This is a genomic window from Pseudoxanthomonas sp. 22568 (assembly GCF_052044485.1).
In the GTDB taxonomy this organism is placed as follows: Bacteria; Pseudomonadota; Gammaproteobacteria; order Xanthomonadales; family Xanthomonadaceae; genus Pseudoxanthomonas_A; species Pseudoxanthomonas_A beigongshangi.
Genome location: NZ_JBQENC010000003.1, coordinates 182,790 through 196,906, shown reverse-complemented (window position 1 = coordinate 196,906; position 14,117 = coordinate 182,790). Strand labels below are relative to the sequence as shown.

General features: G+C 69.7%; 12 protein-coding genes. 5 read left to right on the top strand and 7 right to left on the bottom strand.

What is annotated here, in order from left to right; translation table 11 throughout:
- The first annotated feature begins 106 nt into the window (after positions 1 to 106).
- The 5 genes from ACTJI2_RS05135 (at position 107) to ACTJI2_RS05115 (ending at position 7,045) form a co-directional block, all read left to right on the top strand.
- Positions 107 to 2,194, top strand: a complete 2,088-nt coding sequence (locus ACTJI2_RS05135) for a TonB-dependent copper receptor (protein WP_440841336.1) — start codon at positions 107 to 109, stop codon at positions 2,192 to 2,194.
- 50 nt (positions 2,195 to 2,244) lie between these two features.
- Positions 2,245 to 3,486 carry an alginate export family protein gene (locus ACTJI2_RS05130; RefSeq protein ID WP_440841335.1) on the top strand — a complete coding sequence of 414 codons (1,242 nt, stop codon included), beginning with the start codon at positions 2,245 to 2,247 and terminating at the stop codon, positions 3,484 to 3,486.
- A gap of 83 nt (positions 3,487 to 3,569) precedes the next feature.
- Complete coding sequence (locus tag ACTJI2_RS05125) at positions 3,570 to 5,156, top strand: UbiD family decarboxylase (protein WP_440841334.1); 1,587 nt, start codon at positions 3,570 to 3,572, stop codon at positions 5,154 to 5,156.
- The gene (gene ubiU / locus ACTJI2_RS05120) at positions 5,156 to 6,154 is read left to right on the top strand and encodes a ubiquinone anaerobic biosynthesis protein UbiU (RefSeq protein WP_440841333.1); all 999 of its coding nucleotides are present in this window, start codon (positions 5,156 to 5,158) and stop codon (positions 6,152 to 6,154) included. Before ACTJI2_RS05125 ends, ubiU begins: the two co-directional genes overlap by 1 nt.
- A 3-nt stretch (positions 6,155 to 6,157) precedes the next feature.
- Positions 6,158 to 7,045, top strand: coding sequence for a U32 family peptidase (locus ACTJI2_RS05115; protein ID WP_440841332.1), 888 nt, complete (start codon positions 6,158 to 6,160; stop codon positions 7,043 to 7,045).
- 79 nt (positions 7,046 to 7,124) lie between these two features.
- Here the strand turns inward: ACTJI2_RS05115 and ACTJI2_RS05110 are convergent, their stop codons facing one another.
- From ACTJI2_RS05110 to ACTJI2_RS05080, 7 genes are all read right to left on the bottom strand, one after another.
- The gene (locus ACTJI2_RS05110; RefSeq protein WP_440841331.1) at positions 7,125 to 8,573 is read right to left on the bottom strand and encodes an L-aspartate oxidase; all 1,449 of its coding nucleotides are present in this window, start codon (positions 8,571 to 8,573) and stop codon (positions 7,125 to 7,127) included.
- On the bottom strand, positions 8,570 to 9,586 hold the full coding sequence (gene nadA / locus ACTJI2_RS05105; protein WP_440841330.1) for a quinolinate synthase NadA: 1,017 nt from the start codon (positions 9,584 to 9,586) through the stop codon (positions 8,570 to 8,572). Before nadA ends, ACTJI2_RS05110 begins: the two co-directional genes overlap by 4 nt.
- Positions 9,583 to 10,428, bottom strand: coding sequence for a ubiquinone anaerobic biosynthesis accessory factor UbiT (ubiT, locus tag ACTJI2_RS05100; protein ID WP_440841329.1), 846 nt, complete (start codon positions 10,426 to 10,428; stop codon positions 9,583 to 9,585). Before ubiT ends, nadA begins: the two co-directional genes overlap by 4 nt.
- A 154-nt stretch (positions 10,429 to 10,582) precedes the next feature.
- A complete protein-coding gene (locus tag ACTJI2_RS05095; RefSeq protein WP_440841328.1) occupies positions 10,583 to 11,821 on the bottom strand; it encodes a hypothetical protein in 1,239 nt (412 codons plus the stop codon).
- Positions 11,818 to 12,063: a DUF2249 domain-containing protein gene (locus ACTJI2_RS05090; RefSeq protein WP_225562431.1), complete on the bottom strand. Its 246-nt coding sequence runs from the start codon at positions 12,061 to 12,063 to the stop codon at positions 11,818 to 11,820. Before ACTJI2_RS05090 ends, ACTJI2_RS05095 begins: the two co-directional genes overlap by 4 nt.
- 144 nt (positions 12,064 to 12,207) lie before the next feature.
- Positions 12,208 to 12,606, bottom strand: a complete 399-nt coding sequence (locus tag ACTJI2_RS05085) for a SirB2 family protein (RefSeq protein ID WP_440841327.1) — start codon at positions 12,604 to 12,606, stop codon at positions 12,208 to 12,210.
- Between the two features lie 4 nt (positions 12,607 to 12,610).
- Positions 12,611 to 13,855, bottom strand: coding sequence for an NnrS family protein (locus tag ACTJI2_RS05080; RefSeq protein ID WP_440841326.1), 1,245 nt, complete (start codon positions 13,853 to 13,855; stop codon positions 12,611 to 12,613).
- Positions 13,856 to 14,117 lie beyond the last annotated feature (262 nt).

The window sequence follows — 14,117 nt, the reverse complement described above, 5'->3', positions numbered from 1 at the left end:
GCCGGCTTGACATGGATCAAGATCGCCTCCGCCTGCGACAACCTGACGCATCCCAAGGTTGGAGCGACTCCAGACAATGGCACCGACCTAAACGGAGTGTCGTGTCATGCGTAGAGATTGTCTTGCCGTCGCCCTGTCCCTCGCGCTCGCACCGGTTTCGATGGTGCTCGCCGCCGAGGCGCCACCCAACGATGCCGGCCAGCATGTGCATGACGCGGGACCCGCTTCGCCCACCGAACTCGATGGCGTGGTCGTTGTCGGCGTGGCGCCGGCGATGGCGACCACTTTCGTCACCGATCCCAAACTGCCGCGCCAGCCGGTGCCGGCGAGCGACGGCGCCGATTACCTGAAGACGATTCCCGGCTTCGCCCTGTTGCGCAGCGGCGGCACCAACGGTGACCCGGTGCTGCGCGGCATGTTCGGATCGCGGTTGAACCTGATGACCAACGACGGCGCATTGAGCGGCGCCTGTCCCTCGCGGATGGACAATGCGATGTCCTACATCGCGCCGGAAACCTACGATCGCCTGGTGGTCATCAAGGGACCGCAGACGGTGTTGTGGGGCGGCGGCGCATCGGCGGGCACGGTGCGCTTCGAACGCGAGATTCCGTACTTCGACCGCCCCGGCGTGCGCGTCAACGCCAGCGCGCTGGCCGGCAGCCGAAACCGCAACGATCAGGTGGTGGACGCCACGCTCGGCAACTCCACCGGTTATGTGCGACTGGGCGGCAACCGTTCGGAAGCGGACGACTACCAGGATGGCAATGGCGACGAAGTACCGTCGGCATGGCGCAAGTGGAACGCCGATGCCGCGCTGGGCTGGACGCCGGACGCGAACACCGTGCTGGAACTGAGCGCCGGCACCGGCGACGCGCAGGCGCGCTATGCCGGTCGCGGCATGGACGGTTCGCGTTTCCGTCGCGATAGCCTCGGCCTGCGCTTCGAGAAGAGCGACATTGGCGGCGTGCTGGATGCCTTCAAGGCCAACCTGTATCTCAACGACGTCGATCACGTGATGGACAACTACACGCTGCGGCGGCCGGATCCGTCCAGCAGCATGCCGATGCCGATGGCCAGCAACGTCGGCCACCGCACCTGGGGCGGGCGCGCGGCCGCGACCTGGCAGCAGGGCGAGTGGGAAATCACCGCCGGCGTGGATCTGCGCGACAGTCGCCATCGCCAGCGCAGCGGCATGGGACGCGGCACCTACCGGCTGCAGCCTTGGACGGTGGATGCGCGCTTCCGCACCTTCGGCGCATTCGCCGAATCGCACTGGCACATCACCGACAAGCACCACCTGATGAGTGGTCTGCGCCTGGACCGCGCGCAGGTGCGGGATCTGCGTCGCAGCACCGGCGGCATGATGCCGATGCCCAATCCGACCGCCGGCCAGGAACGCCGCGAAACCCTGCCCAGCGCGTTCGTCCGCTACGAATACGACATGTCCGGGCGTCTCGGCGCCTATGTGGGCCTGGGCCACACCCAGCGCATGCCCGACTACTGGGAACTGTTTTCGCCCAAGCGCGGACCGGCCGGTGCGGCCAACGCCTTCGCCGGCGTCCAGCCCGAGCGCACCACCCAGCTCGACCTGGGCCTGCAGTACCGCGGCGAACGCGTCGAGGCGTGGGTATCGGTCTATGCCGGCCGCATGCAGGACTACATCCTGTTCGACTACCTGCCCGGGATGATGGGCATGGGCGCGACCACCCGCGCGCGCAACATCGATGCCGACATCCGCGGCGGCGAAGCCGGCGTGGAGTGGCGGCCGGCCGATGGCTGGAAACTCGGCGGCGCGCTGGCCTACGCCTGGGGCGAGGATCGCGCCAGCGGCAAGCCGCTGCCGCAGATGACCCCGCTGGAACTGCGCCTGTCGGCCAGCCGCGAGTACCGGCGCTGGTCGTGGGGCACGCTGCTGCGCATCGTCGACGACCAGGATCGGGTGAGCACGGGGCAGGGCAACGTGGTCGGACGCGATCTCGGCCCGAGCGCGGGCTTCGCGGTGTTCTCGGTCAATGGCGGCTACCGCTTCAGCGACCAGCTGCAACTCACCGCAGGCATCGACAACCTGTTCGACCGCGCCTACAGCGAACACCTCAATCTGGGCGGCAACAGCGCGTTCGGCTATCCGGCCGATCCGGTGCGCATCAACGAACCCGGCCGCACCGCCTGGCTGAAGCTCAACTATCGCTACTGAGCGCGCATCGATGCGCGCCATCCAAGCACGAAAAAAAGGGGATCACACACATGAAACACCTCATCGGCGGACTGCTGGGCCTGCCTTGCCTGGCCCTCGCGCTTCCCGCCATCGCCGCCTCGCCGGAGGACACTGGCGGCAAACTGATCCTGGATGCCCGCTACCGTTTCGAGCAGGTCGATCAGGACAATGCGCTCGACACCGCCAAGGCGCATACCCTGCGCACCCGCATCGGCTATCGCACGCCACGCTGGCACGGCCTGTCCGGGCTGGTGGAAATCGACGATGTCCGCCACCTGGGCGCGGAACACTTCAACGACACCCGCAACGGCCACGCCGGCTACGCCACGGTCGGCGACCCGGAAGGCACCGAGGTCAACCAGGCGCTGATCCGCTACGCGGCGGACTGGGGCAACGCGCAGGTCGGCCGCCAGCGCATCAACCTGGGCAACCAGCGCTTCGTCGGCGGCGTGGGCTGGCGGCAGAACGAGCAGACCTACGATGGCGCGATGATCGAATTGACGCCGGGCGCCGGCTGGAAGCTGACCTATGCGTACCTGGACAACATCAACAGCGTGTTCGGCCCGGACGACACCCGCCCGGTCAGCCGTAACGCGCCGGCCGACATCGAGGGCCACAGCCATCTGTTGCAGGCGCAGTACGCCTTGTCGTCGAACCTGAGCGCCATCGGCTACCACTACCGGCTGGGCCTCGACAACCTGGCCGTAGCCGCGGGCGCGCCACTGGGCACGCTGTCCAGCCGCACCAGCGGCCTGCGCGTGCAAGGCAAGGCCGGCGGGTTCTCCTACGTGCTGGAACACGCGCGGCAGCGCGAACTGGCGGGAAACCCATGGCGGCTGGACAGCCGCTACTGGCTGGCCGAAGCCGGCTACCGCTGGCAGGACATCCAATGGAAGGCCGGTTATGAAGTGCTGGGCGAGGGCGGTGGCGGCACGGGCAACCGCGCGTTCCAGACGCCACTGGCGACCAAGCACGCGTTCCAGGGCTGGGCCGACCAGTTCCTGACCACGCCGGCCGACGGCCTGCGCGATGCCTACGCCGGCTTCAGCCTGCCGCTGGGCGGTGGCGAATGGCAGACCTGGTACCACGACTTCCGCAGCGATCGCGGCGGCCACCGTTTCGGCCGCGAGCTGGATCTGTCCTGGCGCCGCGCGATACCCGGCGTGAAGGGACTGGAAGGCCTGCTCAAGCTGGCGAGCTACCGCAGCAGCGATGCCACCCGCACGGTGGATACCGACAAGTTCTGGGTGCAGGTGCAGTACACGTACTGAGCCATTCCGGCTTGACGTGGATCAATGTGTCCCGTGGCGGGGCGTGAGGACAATGCCGCCTCCTTCCCGCCACAGGACGCGGCATGGCCTTCCACGATCTGCGCGAATTCCTGGAGCATCTTTCCGGACACGGACAGTTGCTGGACATCGACGCGCCCGTCAGCCCGGAGCTGGAAAGCACCGCGCTGAGCCTGCGGGCCCTGCGCGAATCCGGGCCGGCGCTGCTGATGCACAACGCAGGTTCGAACCACGGATTGCTGGGCAATCTGTTCGGTCATCGGCGCCGCATCGAACTGGCGCTGGCCGGCCGGCCGCTGGCCTCGCTGCGCGAACTGGGCGAGCTGCTGGCCAGCATCAAGGAACCGCGCTGGCCCGGCAATCTGCGCAGCGCGCTGTCCGACTGGCCGGGGCTGGCGCAACTGGCCTACGTCGCGCCGCGGGTGGTCGACGCCGCCGCGTTCAACGAACAGGTGCTGGAAGGCGGCGACGTCGATCTGGGGCGCCTGCCGATCCAGCGCTGCTGGCCGGAAGACGTCGATCGCCTGATCACCTTCGGTCTGGTGATCACCCGCGGCATCCATCAGCAGCGGCAGAACGTGGCGATCTACCGGCAACAGGTGGTCGGCCGCAACCGGGTGATCATGCGCTGGCTGCCGCATCGCGGCGGCGCGCTCGATTACGCCAGCTGGCAGGCCGCGCATCCGGAGAAGCCCTTTCCGGTGCTGGTCGCGATCGGCGCCGATCCGGCCACGCTGCTGGCGGCGGTGGCGCCGGTGCCGGACACGCTGTCGGAATACGAATTCGCAGGCCTGCTGCGGGCCGCGCGCACGCGGGTCTGGCGCAGTGCGTTGACCGGCCTGGATGCGCCGGCGGGCGCGGAAATCCTGCTGGAGGGTTTCATCCATCCCGGCGACACCGCGCTGGAAGGCCCGTTCGGCGATCACACCGGCTACTACAACGCGCAGGCGCACTTCCCGGTGCTCACCATCGAGCGCATGCGCCTGCGTCGCGACGCCATCTACCACGGCAGCTACATGGGGCGGGCACCGTTCGACGAACCCTCGGTGCTGTCGATGGCGCTGAACGACATCTTCGTGCCGATTCTGCGCAAGGTGTTCCCGGAGATCGTGGACTTCTACCTGCCGCCGGAAGCGTGCTCGTACCGGGTGGCGGTGGTCAGCATCCGCAAGCAATACGCGGGGCACGCACGGCGGGTGATGATGGGCATCTGGTCCTACCTTCGCCAGTTCACCTACACCAAGTTCGTCATCGTCACCGACGAGGACATCGACGTGCGTGACTGGGCGCAGGTGATCTGGGCGGTGTCCACCCGGGTGGATCCGGCGCGCGACAGCATGCTGGTGGAGAACACGCCGATCGACTACCTGGATTTCGCCACCCCGGTCTCGGGCGTGGGCTCCAAGCTCGGCCTGGACGCGACCCGCAAATGGGTGGGCGAGAGCGCGCGCGAATGGGGACGCCCGATCACCCTGGATCCGCAGGTCGAGCAACGCGTGGATGCATTGTGGCGGCAGGTATGTCGGACCGCCGCCGCCGAGGCTGGAAATCTCGACGCACACCTCGACGCACACTTGAACGAAGCCGGCATCGAAGCGGTCGCCGCCCGGACGCCGCGTCCCGTGCCTTCCGCCGACTGGAGAACTCCCTGATGCAACTGGTATGTCCCGCCGGCAACCTGCCGGCGCTGAAGGCCGCCATCGACGCCGGCACCGACGCGGTCTACGCGGGCTTCCGCGACCAGACCAACGCGCGCGCCTTCCCTGGCCTGAACTTCGACGACGCCGAGATGCGCGAGGGCATCGCCTACGCGCATGCGCGCGGACGCCAGGTGTACCTGGCGTTGAACACGTACCCGGACAGCGCGCGGTTGCCGCAATGGCGGCATGCGGTGGATCAGGCGGCCGCGTTCGGCGCCGACGCGATCATCGCCGCCGAAATGGCGGTGCTGCACTACGCGTCGCGGCAACACCCCCGGCTGGCGAGGCATCTGTCGGTGCAGGGTTCGGCGACCACCGCAGCGGCGTTGCGCTATGCGCACGAGCGCTTCGGCATCGCCCGCGCGGTATTGCCGCGCGTGCTGTCGGTGCAGCAGGTCGAGCGACTGTGCCAGGCCTCGCCGGTGCCGCTGGAGGTGTTCGCGTTCGGCAGCCTGTGCATCATGGTGGAGGGACGCTGCCAGCTGTCCAGCTACGTCACCGGGGTGTCGCCGAATCGCCACGGCGTGTGCTCGCCGGCCAGCTTCGTGCGCTGGGAGGAACATCCGGACCAGGGACGCAGTGTCCGCCTGAACGGCATGCTCATCGATCGTTTCGGCGCGACCGAGCCGGCCGGCTATCCCACCGTGTGCAAGGGGCGCTACGCCGTCGGCGGCGAGATCTTCCATGCGCTGGAGGAACCGACCAGCCTCAATACCCTGGAACTGCTGCCGCGCCTGGCCGAAGCCGGCGTGGCGGCGCTGAAGATCGAGGGCCGCCAGCGCGGCGCGGCCTACGTGCGTACCGTGACCCGGGTCTGGCGCGAGGCCATCGACGCGCAGGCGCGCGCGCCGGCCAGCTGGCGCCCGCGCGAGGACTGGCAGGCCGATCTGTCCGCCCACGCCGAAGGCCAGCAGACCACCCTCGGCCCTTATCACCGCGCCTGGCATTGAACGATGAAACTCAGTCTTGGACCGTTGCAGTACGTCTGGCCGCGCGAGCGCGTGCTGGCCTTCTACCGCGAGGCCGCGCAGTGGCCGCTGGACATCCTCTATCTCGGCGAGACCGTGTGCAGCAAGCGCCGCGAACTGCGCACCCGCGACTGGCTGGCGCTGGCGGAGGAACTGGCCGCCAGCGGCAAGCAGATCGTGCTGTCATCGCTGGCCCTGATCGAGGCCGAGTCCGAACTGTCGACGGTGGTGCGACTGGCGGAGAACGGCGCATTCCTGCTGGAAGCCAACGATCTGTCCGCCGTGCAGGTCTGCCGCGAGCGCGGTCTGCCGTTCGTGGCCGGCCCCACGCTGAATGTCTACAACCACGTCGCCCTGGGGCTATTGATCGAGGACGGGCTGGTGCGCTGGGTGCCCGGCGTGGAGCAGGGACGCCGGTTGCTGGAGGAACTGCGCGCGGCGATGGCAGAGCAGGGCACACCGATGCCGGAACTGGAAATCATGGCCTGGGGGCGCCTGCCGCTGGCCTGGTCGGCGCGCTGCTTCACCGCACGCGCCTACGACGTGCCCAAGGACGACTGCGGTTTCCGCTGCATCGAACATCCCGACGGATTGCCGCTGGGTACCCGCGAAGGCGAGGCGTTCATGGTGATCAACGGCATCCAGGTGCAGGGCATGGAGATCGTCGACATGGCGCCCGAGCGCGACGAGCTGATTGCCTGCGGCGTGGACATCCTGCGGCTGTCGCCCGCGCAGGACGACATGGCGGCGGTGGTGGATCATTTCCACCGGATGCTGCGCGCGCCACTGCCGCCGCCACGGTTGGGGGCGCGCAACGGCTACTGGCATGGAAAGCCCGGACGCGCGTCGCTGGCGGCGCCGGAACCGGCCTGAAGGCGGATGTCGAACGAAGCGGCGGGAATCATTCCGCCGCTTCGCATGCCACGAATTCGAATGACAGATGCGGCGCGGTTCAGTCGACGGGCGCGTCGCTCCGGTAATGCGCGCCCAGGCTGCGCGTCCGCGCCAGCGCCGCGTCCAGGATCCGCGTGACCAGTTCGCCCTGCCAGCTGCCGGCAAGGCCGGCATCGCGCGCCAGTTCCTCACGCGCCTCGCGCATCACCGCTCCGTCGCGCACCGGTCCCAGCGCGCGCCAGGTCAGTGCGCGCAGTTCGAGCAGCGCCGCCGTGTCGGCGGAGCGTCCGCGCACCACCCAGCGACCGTGTTCGGTGGGCAGATGCCGATGGATGCCGGCCAGCGACTGGCCCAGGCGGCGGCCGTAGACCACGCCCTCCAGCAGCGAATTGCTGGCCAGCCGGTTGGCGCCATGCACGCCGTTGCAGGCGGCCTCGCCAACCGCGTACAGGCCTTCCACCGCGGTGCGCCCGTCCAGATCCGCGGCGATGCCGCCCATGTGGAAGTGCGCGGCGGGGGTCACCGGGATGCGCTGCACCCGCGGATCGATGCCGTGCGCGCGGCACAGCGCGTACACGGTGGGGAACTGCAGCAGCCAGGTCTCGTGCAGGTGGGTGGCATCCAGCCAGATGCGCTGGCCGGCCTGTTGCGCTTGCCACACTTGCCGGGCCACCACGTCGCGGGGCGCGAGATCGCCCAGAGGATGGCGCTCGGCCATGATCGGGGCGCCGTCGTCGTCGTACAGGCGCGCGCCGGCGCCGCGCAGCGCTTCGGTGATCAGCGGCAGCGCGCCGTTGACCCGGACCGACAGCGCGGTGGGATGGAACTGGACGAATTCCAGATCGCGCGCCTGCGCGCCGGCGGCGAGCGCCAGCGCCAGCCCATTGCCGTCGGCGCCGGAGGGATTGGTGCTGGCGGCGAACAACGCGCCGCAGCCACCGGTGGCGAGCACCAGTTCGGCGCAGTCGATGTCCTCGCTGCGGCCTTCATCCGGCCAGGCGATGCGCAGTCCGCTGACGCCATGGTCGCCGACCCGCAGCGCATCCAGCGTCGCCGGCGGACGCCAGTCGATGTGCGGCGCGTTCTGCGCCGCGCGGATCAGCGCCAGCAGCAGCGAGGCACCGCTGGCATCGCCGCCGGCGTGGACGATGCGGTTGCGCCGATGCCCGCCCTCGCGACCCAGCAGGAAGCGCGTGCCTTCCAGGTCGAAGGGAACCCCCTGCGCCTGCAGCCAGCGCACCGCCATCACCGCGTTGTCGACCAGGTAGCGGACCGCGTCGTAGTCGTTGTGATCGGCGCCGGCGGCCAGGGTGTCGTGCGCATGCGCGTCAGTGCTGTCGCCGCTGTCCAGCGCCGCGGCGATGCCGCCCTGGGCCAGCGCGGTGCAACAGTCGATGCCGGCTGGCGCGCGTCCCAGCAACAGCACCTTGCGCGGCGCGGCCGACAGCGCGGTCGCCAGGCCGGCGACGCCGCAACCCACCACCACCAGTGGCGGCGCGCCGCTCACGGGCGTTCGCCCCGGCCCACGGCAAGCATCCGCGCCAGCGCGGCGCGCGCGCCGGCGGCGACGTCTTCCGGAACCTCGACCACGTGCCGCAGGTCGCGCAGGCAGGCATGGATGTTCGGCAGGGTGATCCGCTTCATGTGCGGGCACAGGTTGCAGGGCTTGATGAACTCGACATCGGGAAAGCGATGGCGCAGGTTGTCGGCCATCGAGCATTCGGTGATCAGGGCGACGCGGCGCGGACGCTCGCGTTCCAGCCACGCGCCCATCGCGGTGGTCGAACCGACGAAATCGGCCTCGCGCTGCACTTCCGGCGGGCACTCCGGATGCGCGACCAGGCGCGCATCGAAGGTCTCGCGGGTATGCCGTGCCTGCTGCGCGGTGAACTGTTCGTGCACTTCGCAGCGGCCGTCCCACAGCACCAGTTCAACGCCGGTCTGGGCGGCGACGTGATGGCCGAGGAAGGCGTCTGGCAGGAAGATGACCTTGTCCGCGCCCATCGCCTCGACCACCTGCACCGCATTGGCGGAGGTGCAGCAGGCATCGGACTCGGCCTTCACCGCCGCACTGGTATTGACGTAGCTGACCACCGGCGCACCGGGATGGCGCGCGCGCAGGGCGCGCACGTCGTCGGCGGTGATGGAAGAGGCCAGCGAACAGCCCGCCTCGGGATCCGGAATCAGCACGGTGCGCCGGGGCGCCAGGATCTTCGCGGTCTCGGCCATGAAATGGACGCCGCACAGCACGATGATCTCCGCGTCGCAGTCGGCGGCCGCCTGCGCCAGCGCCAGCGAGTCGCCGGTGACGTCTGCCACGCCATGGAAGATCTCCGGCGACTGGTAGCTGTGCGCCATGATCACCGCGCCGCGTTCACGCTTGAGTTCGCGGATGGCATCGATCCAGGGCAGGTGCAGCGGCCACTCCAGGCACGGCACGGTATCGCCCACGCGCGCGGTCAGATCCGCATAGCGATCTTCCAGGTCCGGCGTCCAGCGCGGCGCATGCGTGGCATTCATGCGGCCCGCCCGGCGTGTGCGCGATGGGCCTGCCGCGCGTCGCGCGCCAGACGCGCGCCGCGTTGCAGGAGGATGCGCGAGGCGAGCGGAAAGGCTTCCCAAGGCAACCGATCCAGCAGGTTGCGCAGGAACAGCCCGAGTTCGGTGTCGCCGGTCAGCATCAGGCGGCGCTGGAAAAACAGGGTATCGGCGTCCTCCAGCCGGCTCGCCAGCAGCAGCAGATCGGTGGCGCTGCCGCTCACCGTGGCTTCCGCGTCGCCCTGCGCCAGATGCAGGCCGTCGGCGCGCAATTCGAACACCCAGCGCTGATCGAGATCGGTGATTTCGATGCCGAGTCGGCGGCCGGCGATCGGCTCCAGGACACGCCGTACCCGCGGAGACGCCAATGCAGGCGCGAGCAGGCGCAACGCCGCGCGTTGGCGCAACGGTCCCGGTATCCGCGCGAGCCAGGGCCGCAGGCGGCGTGGCGGTGGCAGCCAGCGAAGCAGGGGGGAAGGTGCGGAAGCGGAACGGGTCGATGACGGACCGGAATGGGCCATGGGAAGGGTCGGTTCGGAAAGGGGGGAAGAAGCCCGCGACTGGCGGCGATGGGCTTCGGCGATCAGCAGCCGCATCAGTCGTTCGGCGCTGGACGGAGAAATGCCGGCTCGGCCCGCGAGCCGGCGCGCGCGTTCCCGGACCCGGTGCTCGCGTCGCGCGTCGGTCTGCGCCAGGCCCGCGTCGCGCTTGATCCGGCCGGCCAGTCCGGCCAGCCGCTGGCGTCCGCCCAGCAGGATCACCATCGCGTCGTCGACCCGGTCGATCGCCGCGCGGGTGCCGCCCAGGGCCAGGCGGCTCAGCACGGACCCGCCTCCACGACGGATACGGGCGCGGAAACGACAACAGGGCGATGGCCCGAGGGGGCCGGCGCGGTATGCGATTCGAACGGCGGCATGGCGATCACCGGTACGGTGGGCACATCCTAGGCAGCGCCGGGCGGGCTGCCATTGACCCAGATCAAGCGGGCCGGAAGCGCAGCGCTCCGCGCCAGCAGCGCAGGATCACCCCTCCGCTGGCGCCCCACGCGAGCACCAGCGCGGCGCCGGCCGGCCGCGCCAGCGCGGGATCCACGGTCGCCGCCAGCAGCAGCCCGCCCGCCGCCAGGTGGGCGTACAGCAGCCACTGCTTGTGGGTGTCTTCGAGCAGCCGGTCCACACCCGGCACGCGCACGCCGCGCGGGTGGCGCCGCCGCAGTTCGATCCAGGCCAGGAAACCGACGATTTCCAGCAGCATGCCCAGCACCAGCAGCGGCAGGCCGACGGCGATCACCAGCGCGCCAATCGCCAGCATGGCGCGCGGGGACAGCTCCGGCGCCAGGGTGGCGAGGCAAGCCGCCGCCAGCGCGGTGCAGCCGGCCAGCCAGAACCGGCGCAGCACCGGATTGCGCGGATGCGGCGCACGCCATTGCAGGACCGGAACCGCCAGGCAGAACACCAGCGCGGGCAGGGCGAGGACGCGCGCCGGATGAATGGGCACATCGGCCAGCGCGCGCCAACCCGTCGCGCCGAGGCCGGCGACCAGCACGCCCAGCCAGATCAGCAGCCAGCCGGCGGGAATGCGCCGCGTTCCCTGCAGCGTCGGCAGGGTGATGCTGGCGACCGCGCCGAGCAGCGCTAGCGTCCAACCCGCGAGTCCGAACGCGGCGTGCAGGTTGGCGATTCGATCCAGCGGAAGCGCGATCCTGCCCGACAGGATCGCCAGCCCCGCCAGCCCGAGCGAGGCGGTGACCAGCAGCGACGCCAGCGCGACGCCGATGCCGAACCGCGCCACGCGCGCGCCGGTTCCACGCGCCACCGCGAACAGGCCGCCGAGTGCGAACAGCAGCAGCGATGGCGCCAGCAACAGCGAGGCCGCGCCGGTGAGCAGCGGGTGCGGAAACATCAGCGCCGGCACCAGCAGGAGCAGTCCGCCATTGAATGCCGCATGCAACCATGGCGCGAGTCCGGGGCGGGGCAATGGACTGCCGGCGGCGACCGGCAGGAACTGGATCAGGCTGCCGAGCATCGCGTTGCCGAGCACGCCCAGGGTAAACAGGTGCGCCAGCACCAGCGTGTGCGGCGCCCAGCGCGTCAGCAGCGCGAATTCACCGCTCCACAGCAGCCATGCGCCGGCGGCGACGCCCCAGGCCAAAGACGACAGCAGGAAGCGCAGCGGTTGCCCGGGCGGCGGTGCCTGGGCGAACGCCAGTCCGCTCATGCGATTCGCGGCGGCTCCAGCGCGGCGCGATCGTCGGCATGGCAGATTGCGATGCAGGCGTCACCGGCGGGCAGATCCTGCACGCGGTACGCGTAGCCCCAGGCGTCGAGCAGCGACATCAGCGGCAGCGGCCGGAACGGCGTGAACGCCACCAGCCGCCCACCGCGCGGCAACGCTTCCAGGCTGGCGAGGATCCGCTGCATCGGTTCCGGCGGCGCGAGTTCGCGCAGATCCAATCGCATCAGGGACACGGTGTTTCCCCCTCCCTCGCGGCGTCATCCGATTCGGGACAGGCCAGCGTCGCGCCGGCCGCATCAAAGGATTCGCGTATCCAGCCGGCACAGGGCGAGCAGGGATCCGGCGGCAACAGCGCTTCGTTCATGGCGTTACCCCAGCAGGGCCAGCAGGCCCATCGGATGGTGGGTGCGCGCGATGCCGTAAACCTGCAGGAAACACAGCAACGCGACCGCATACAGCACGGTGCGGGACAGTCTTCCCCGCGTCGGCTGGAAGGCGAGAACGCCCAGCACCACGTACGCAAGGATGAGAGCGACCTTCACGACCAGCCAGCCGTTGGCGAACAGCCCGGCGGGCAGGATCGTCAGCAGCATCATCGCCGCGGTCAGCAGCACGGTGTCGATCGTGTAGCCGAGATAGCGCAGCGGCGCCACGCGCGGCCAGCGCATGCCCAGCGACAGGCCCAATCCACGCAATGCGAACAGCGTGCCGCTGGTGAGCGCGGCGGCGACATGGACCTGCTTGATGTCGGGATAGAAGGTGATCATGGCGTCAGCCCGGCCGTCCGTCGGCGCGCGGACTCAGGTAGATGCGGCCGATACGGACCACCCACGGCAGCAGTGCGAGCAGCCAGCCAATCGCCGAGGCGACCTGCCAGAACAGCGCGTCGGGGGCGATTTCGGCGACCACCCGCATCACCGCCACGATCTGCAGTGCGGCGAAGGCGAACCAGGCCAGCGCCGGCATCTTCAACGGCCGCCCGGAATGACCCTGGGTAACCCGGGTGACCATCGCCACCAATACGCTGCCGAAGAAACCGATGAACATCGCGTGCATCGGCGCGCGCCCCAGCACGAATTCACCCGTGAGCAGGTAGATGACGCTCTGCGCGGTGTACAGCGCGAAGGTGATCGGCAACCACGCGGTACCGACGAACAGCACCGCCAGCAGGCCCGGCATCCGTCCGCGTGGCCACCAGTGCCACAGCGCCACGCCGCTGGCGATCAGCAGCGCCGCATCCGGCAGCCACAGCCACGCGTAGGCGTGGCGCAGCTCCAGCAGCAGGTGAAGCAGCAGGAAGCCCCACATCGTGCCCAGCCACGCCATCGGCCGCCAGGGCTTGTAGCCCGGCACCGTATTGGCGGCGAAGAACGGGAACATGCGGTGGGCGACGGTCAGGTAGATCGGCAGCAGCATCGCCACCCCGCCGAGCTTGATGCTGGCGAAGGCATACCACCCATCCCCGGTCAGCACGAACACGAGGAAGCACGCCAGTCCCGCGCAGCCGAGCAGCAGCGCGGCGAAGCAGGAACGCGCGTGCCAGGTGCGCGCGGTGTCGCGCAGCAGCAGCCGGCCGAGCGTGGCCACGCCGGCCAGCCAGCCGGCCAGCGCCATCCACAGGCCGACCGTGAAACCGGCGTCCCAGCCCAGCGTGGAAAGCAGGATCGCCAGTTGTCCGCCCATCAGTCCGGCGCCCACCGGCGCGTAGCGCCAGCGCGGCAGATCCGGCAAGCCCATCCAGCGCGGGAATACCGTCAGCAGGAAACCGAAGATGAAACTCGGCAGCACCAGGTACTGCATCAGGAAGGCATGCAGCCAACCCGGCGGTACCGCGATGTCCGGCATGCGCCAGGCGCCGGTGTACTGCGCGGCCAGCCAGGCCGTCCACCACAGCATCGCCAGCAACACGTTGCCGGCGCCGATGAAGAACATCAGCCGGTGCGGTGCCTGCAGCAACTGGCGCGCGGACATGCCGGCGGGGGGCGAGGGCGGGTTGGAAACGGGAATCGGTCGCATGGCCGCAGTCTGCGCCGCGTCGCCGGCGCCTTCCTTGACCTGGATCAGGCGGGATGCGGATCGGTGCCGGGAGGATTCCCGCCCGCGTCGCATCTGCCGATGCCCCACCTCGTCATCCCAGCGAACGCGGGGACCCGTTTTGACTTCCGGCCAGCGTTCCTCGGCATCCAAGGATCCCAATGGATTCCAGCTCGCGCTGGAATGAGGGGGGAAACTAGCGGCGCCTGGGATGGAGCCGGGCGTGTGGGGAATACGGTCGCGA

Excerpts from the sequence above, each read along its gene's own strand:
- ACTJI2_RS05135 (WP_440841336.1), top strand. The coding sequence starts at position 107 with ATGCGTAGAGATTGTCTTGCCGTCGCCCTGTCCCTCGCGCTCGCACCG.
- ACTJI2_RS05130 (WP_440841335.1), top strand. The coding sequence starts at position 2,245 with ATGAAACACCTCATCGGCGGACTGCTGGGCCTGCCTTGCCTGGCCCTC.
- ACTJI2_RS05125 (WP_440841334.1), top strand. The coding sequence starts at position 3,570 with ATGGCCTTCCACGATCTGCGCGAATTCCTGGAGCATCTTTCCGGACAC.
- ubiU (WP_440841333.1), top strand. The coding sequence starts at position 5,156 with ATGCAACTGGTATGTCCCGCCGGCAACCTGCCGGCGCTGAAGGCCGCC.
- ACTJI2_RS05115 (WP_440841332.1), top strand. The coding sequence starts at position 6,158 with ATGAAACTCAGTCTTGGACCGTTGCAGTACGTCTGGCCGCGCGAGCGC.
- nadA (WP_440841330.1), bottom strand. The coding sequence starts at position 9,586 with ATGAATGCCACGCATGCGCCGCGCTGGACGCCGGACCTGGAAGATCGC.
- ACTJI2_RS05095 (WP_440841328.1), bottom strand. The coding sequence starts at position 11,821 with ATGAGCGGACTGGCGTTCGCCCAGGCACCGCCGCCCGGGCAACCGCTG.
- ACTJI2_RS05090 (WP_225562431.1), bottom strand. The coding sequence starts at position 12,063 with ATGCGATTGGATCTGCGCGAACTCGCGCCGCCGGAACCGATGCAGCGG.
- ACTJI2_RS05085 (WP_440841327.1), bottom strand. The coding sequence starts at position 12,606 with ATGATCACCTTCTATCCCGACATCAAGCAGGTCCATGTCGCCGCCGCG.
- ACTJI2_RS05080 (WP_440841326.1), bottom strand. The coding sequence starts at position 13,855 with ATGCGACCGATTCCCGTTTCCAACCCGCCCTCGCCCCCCGCCGGCATG.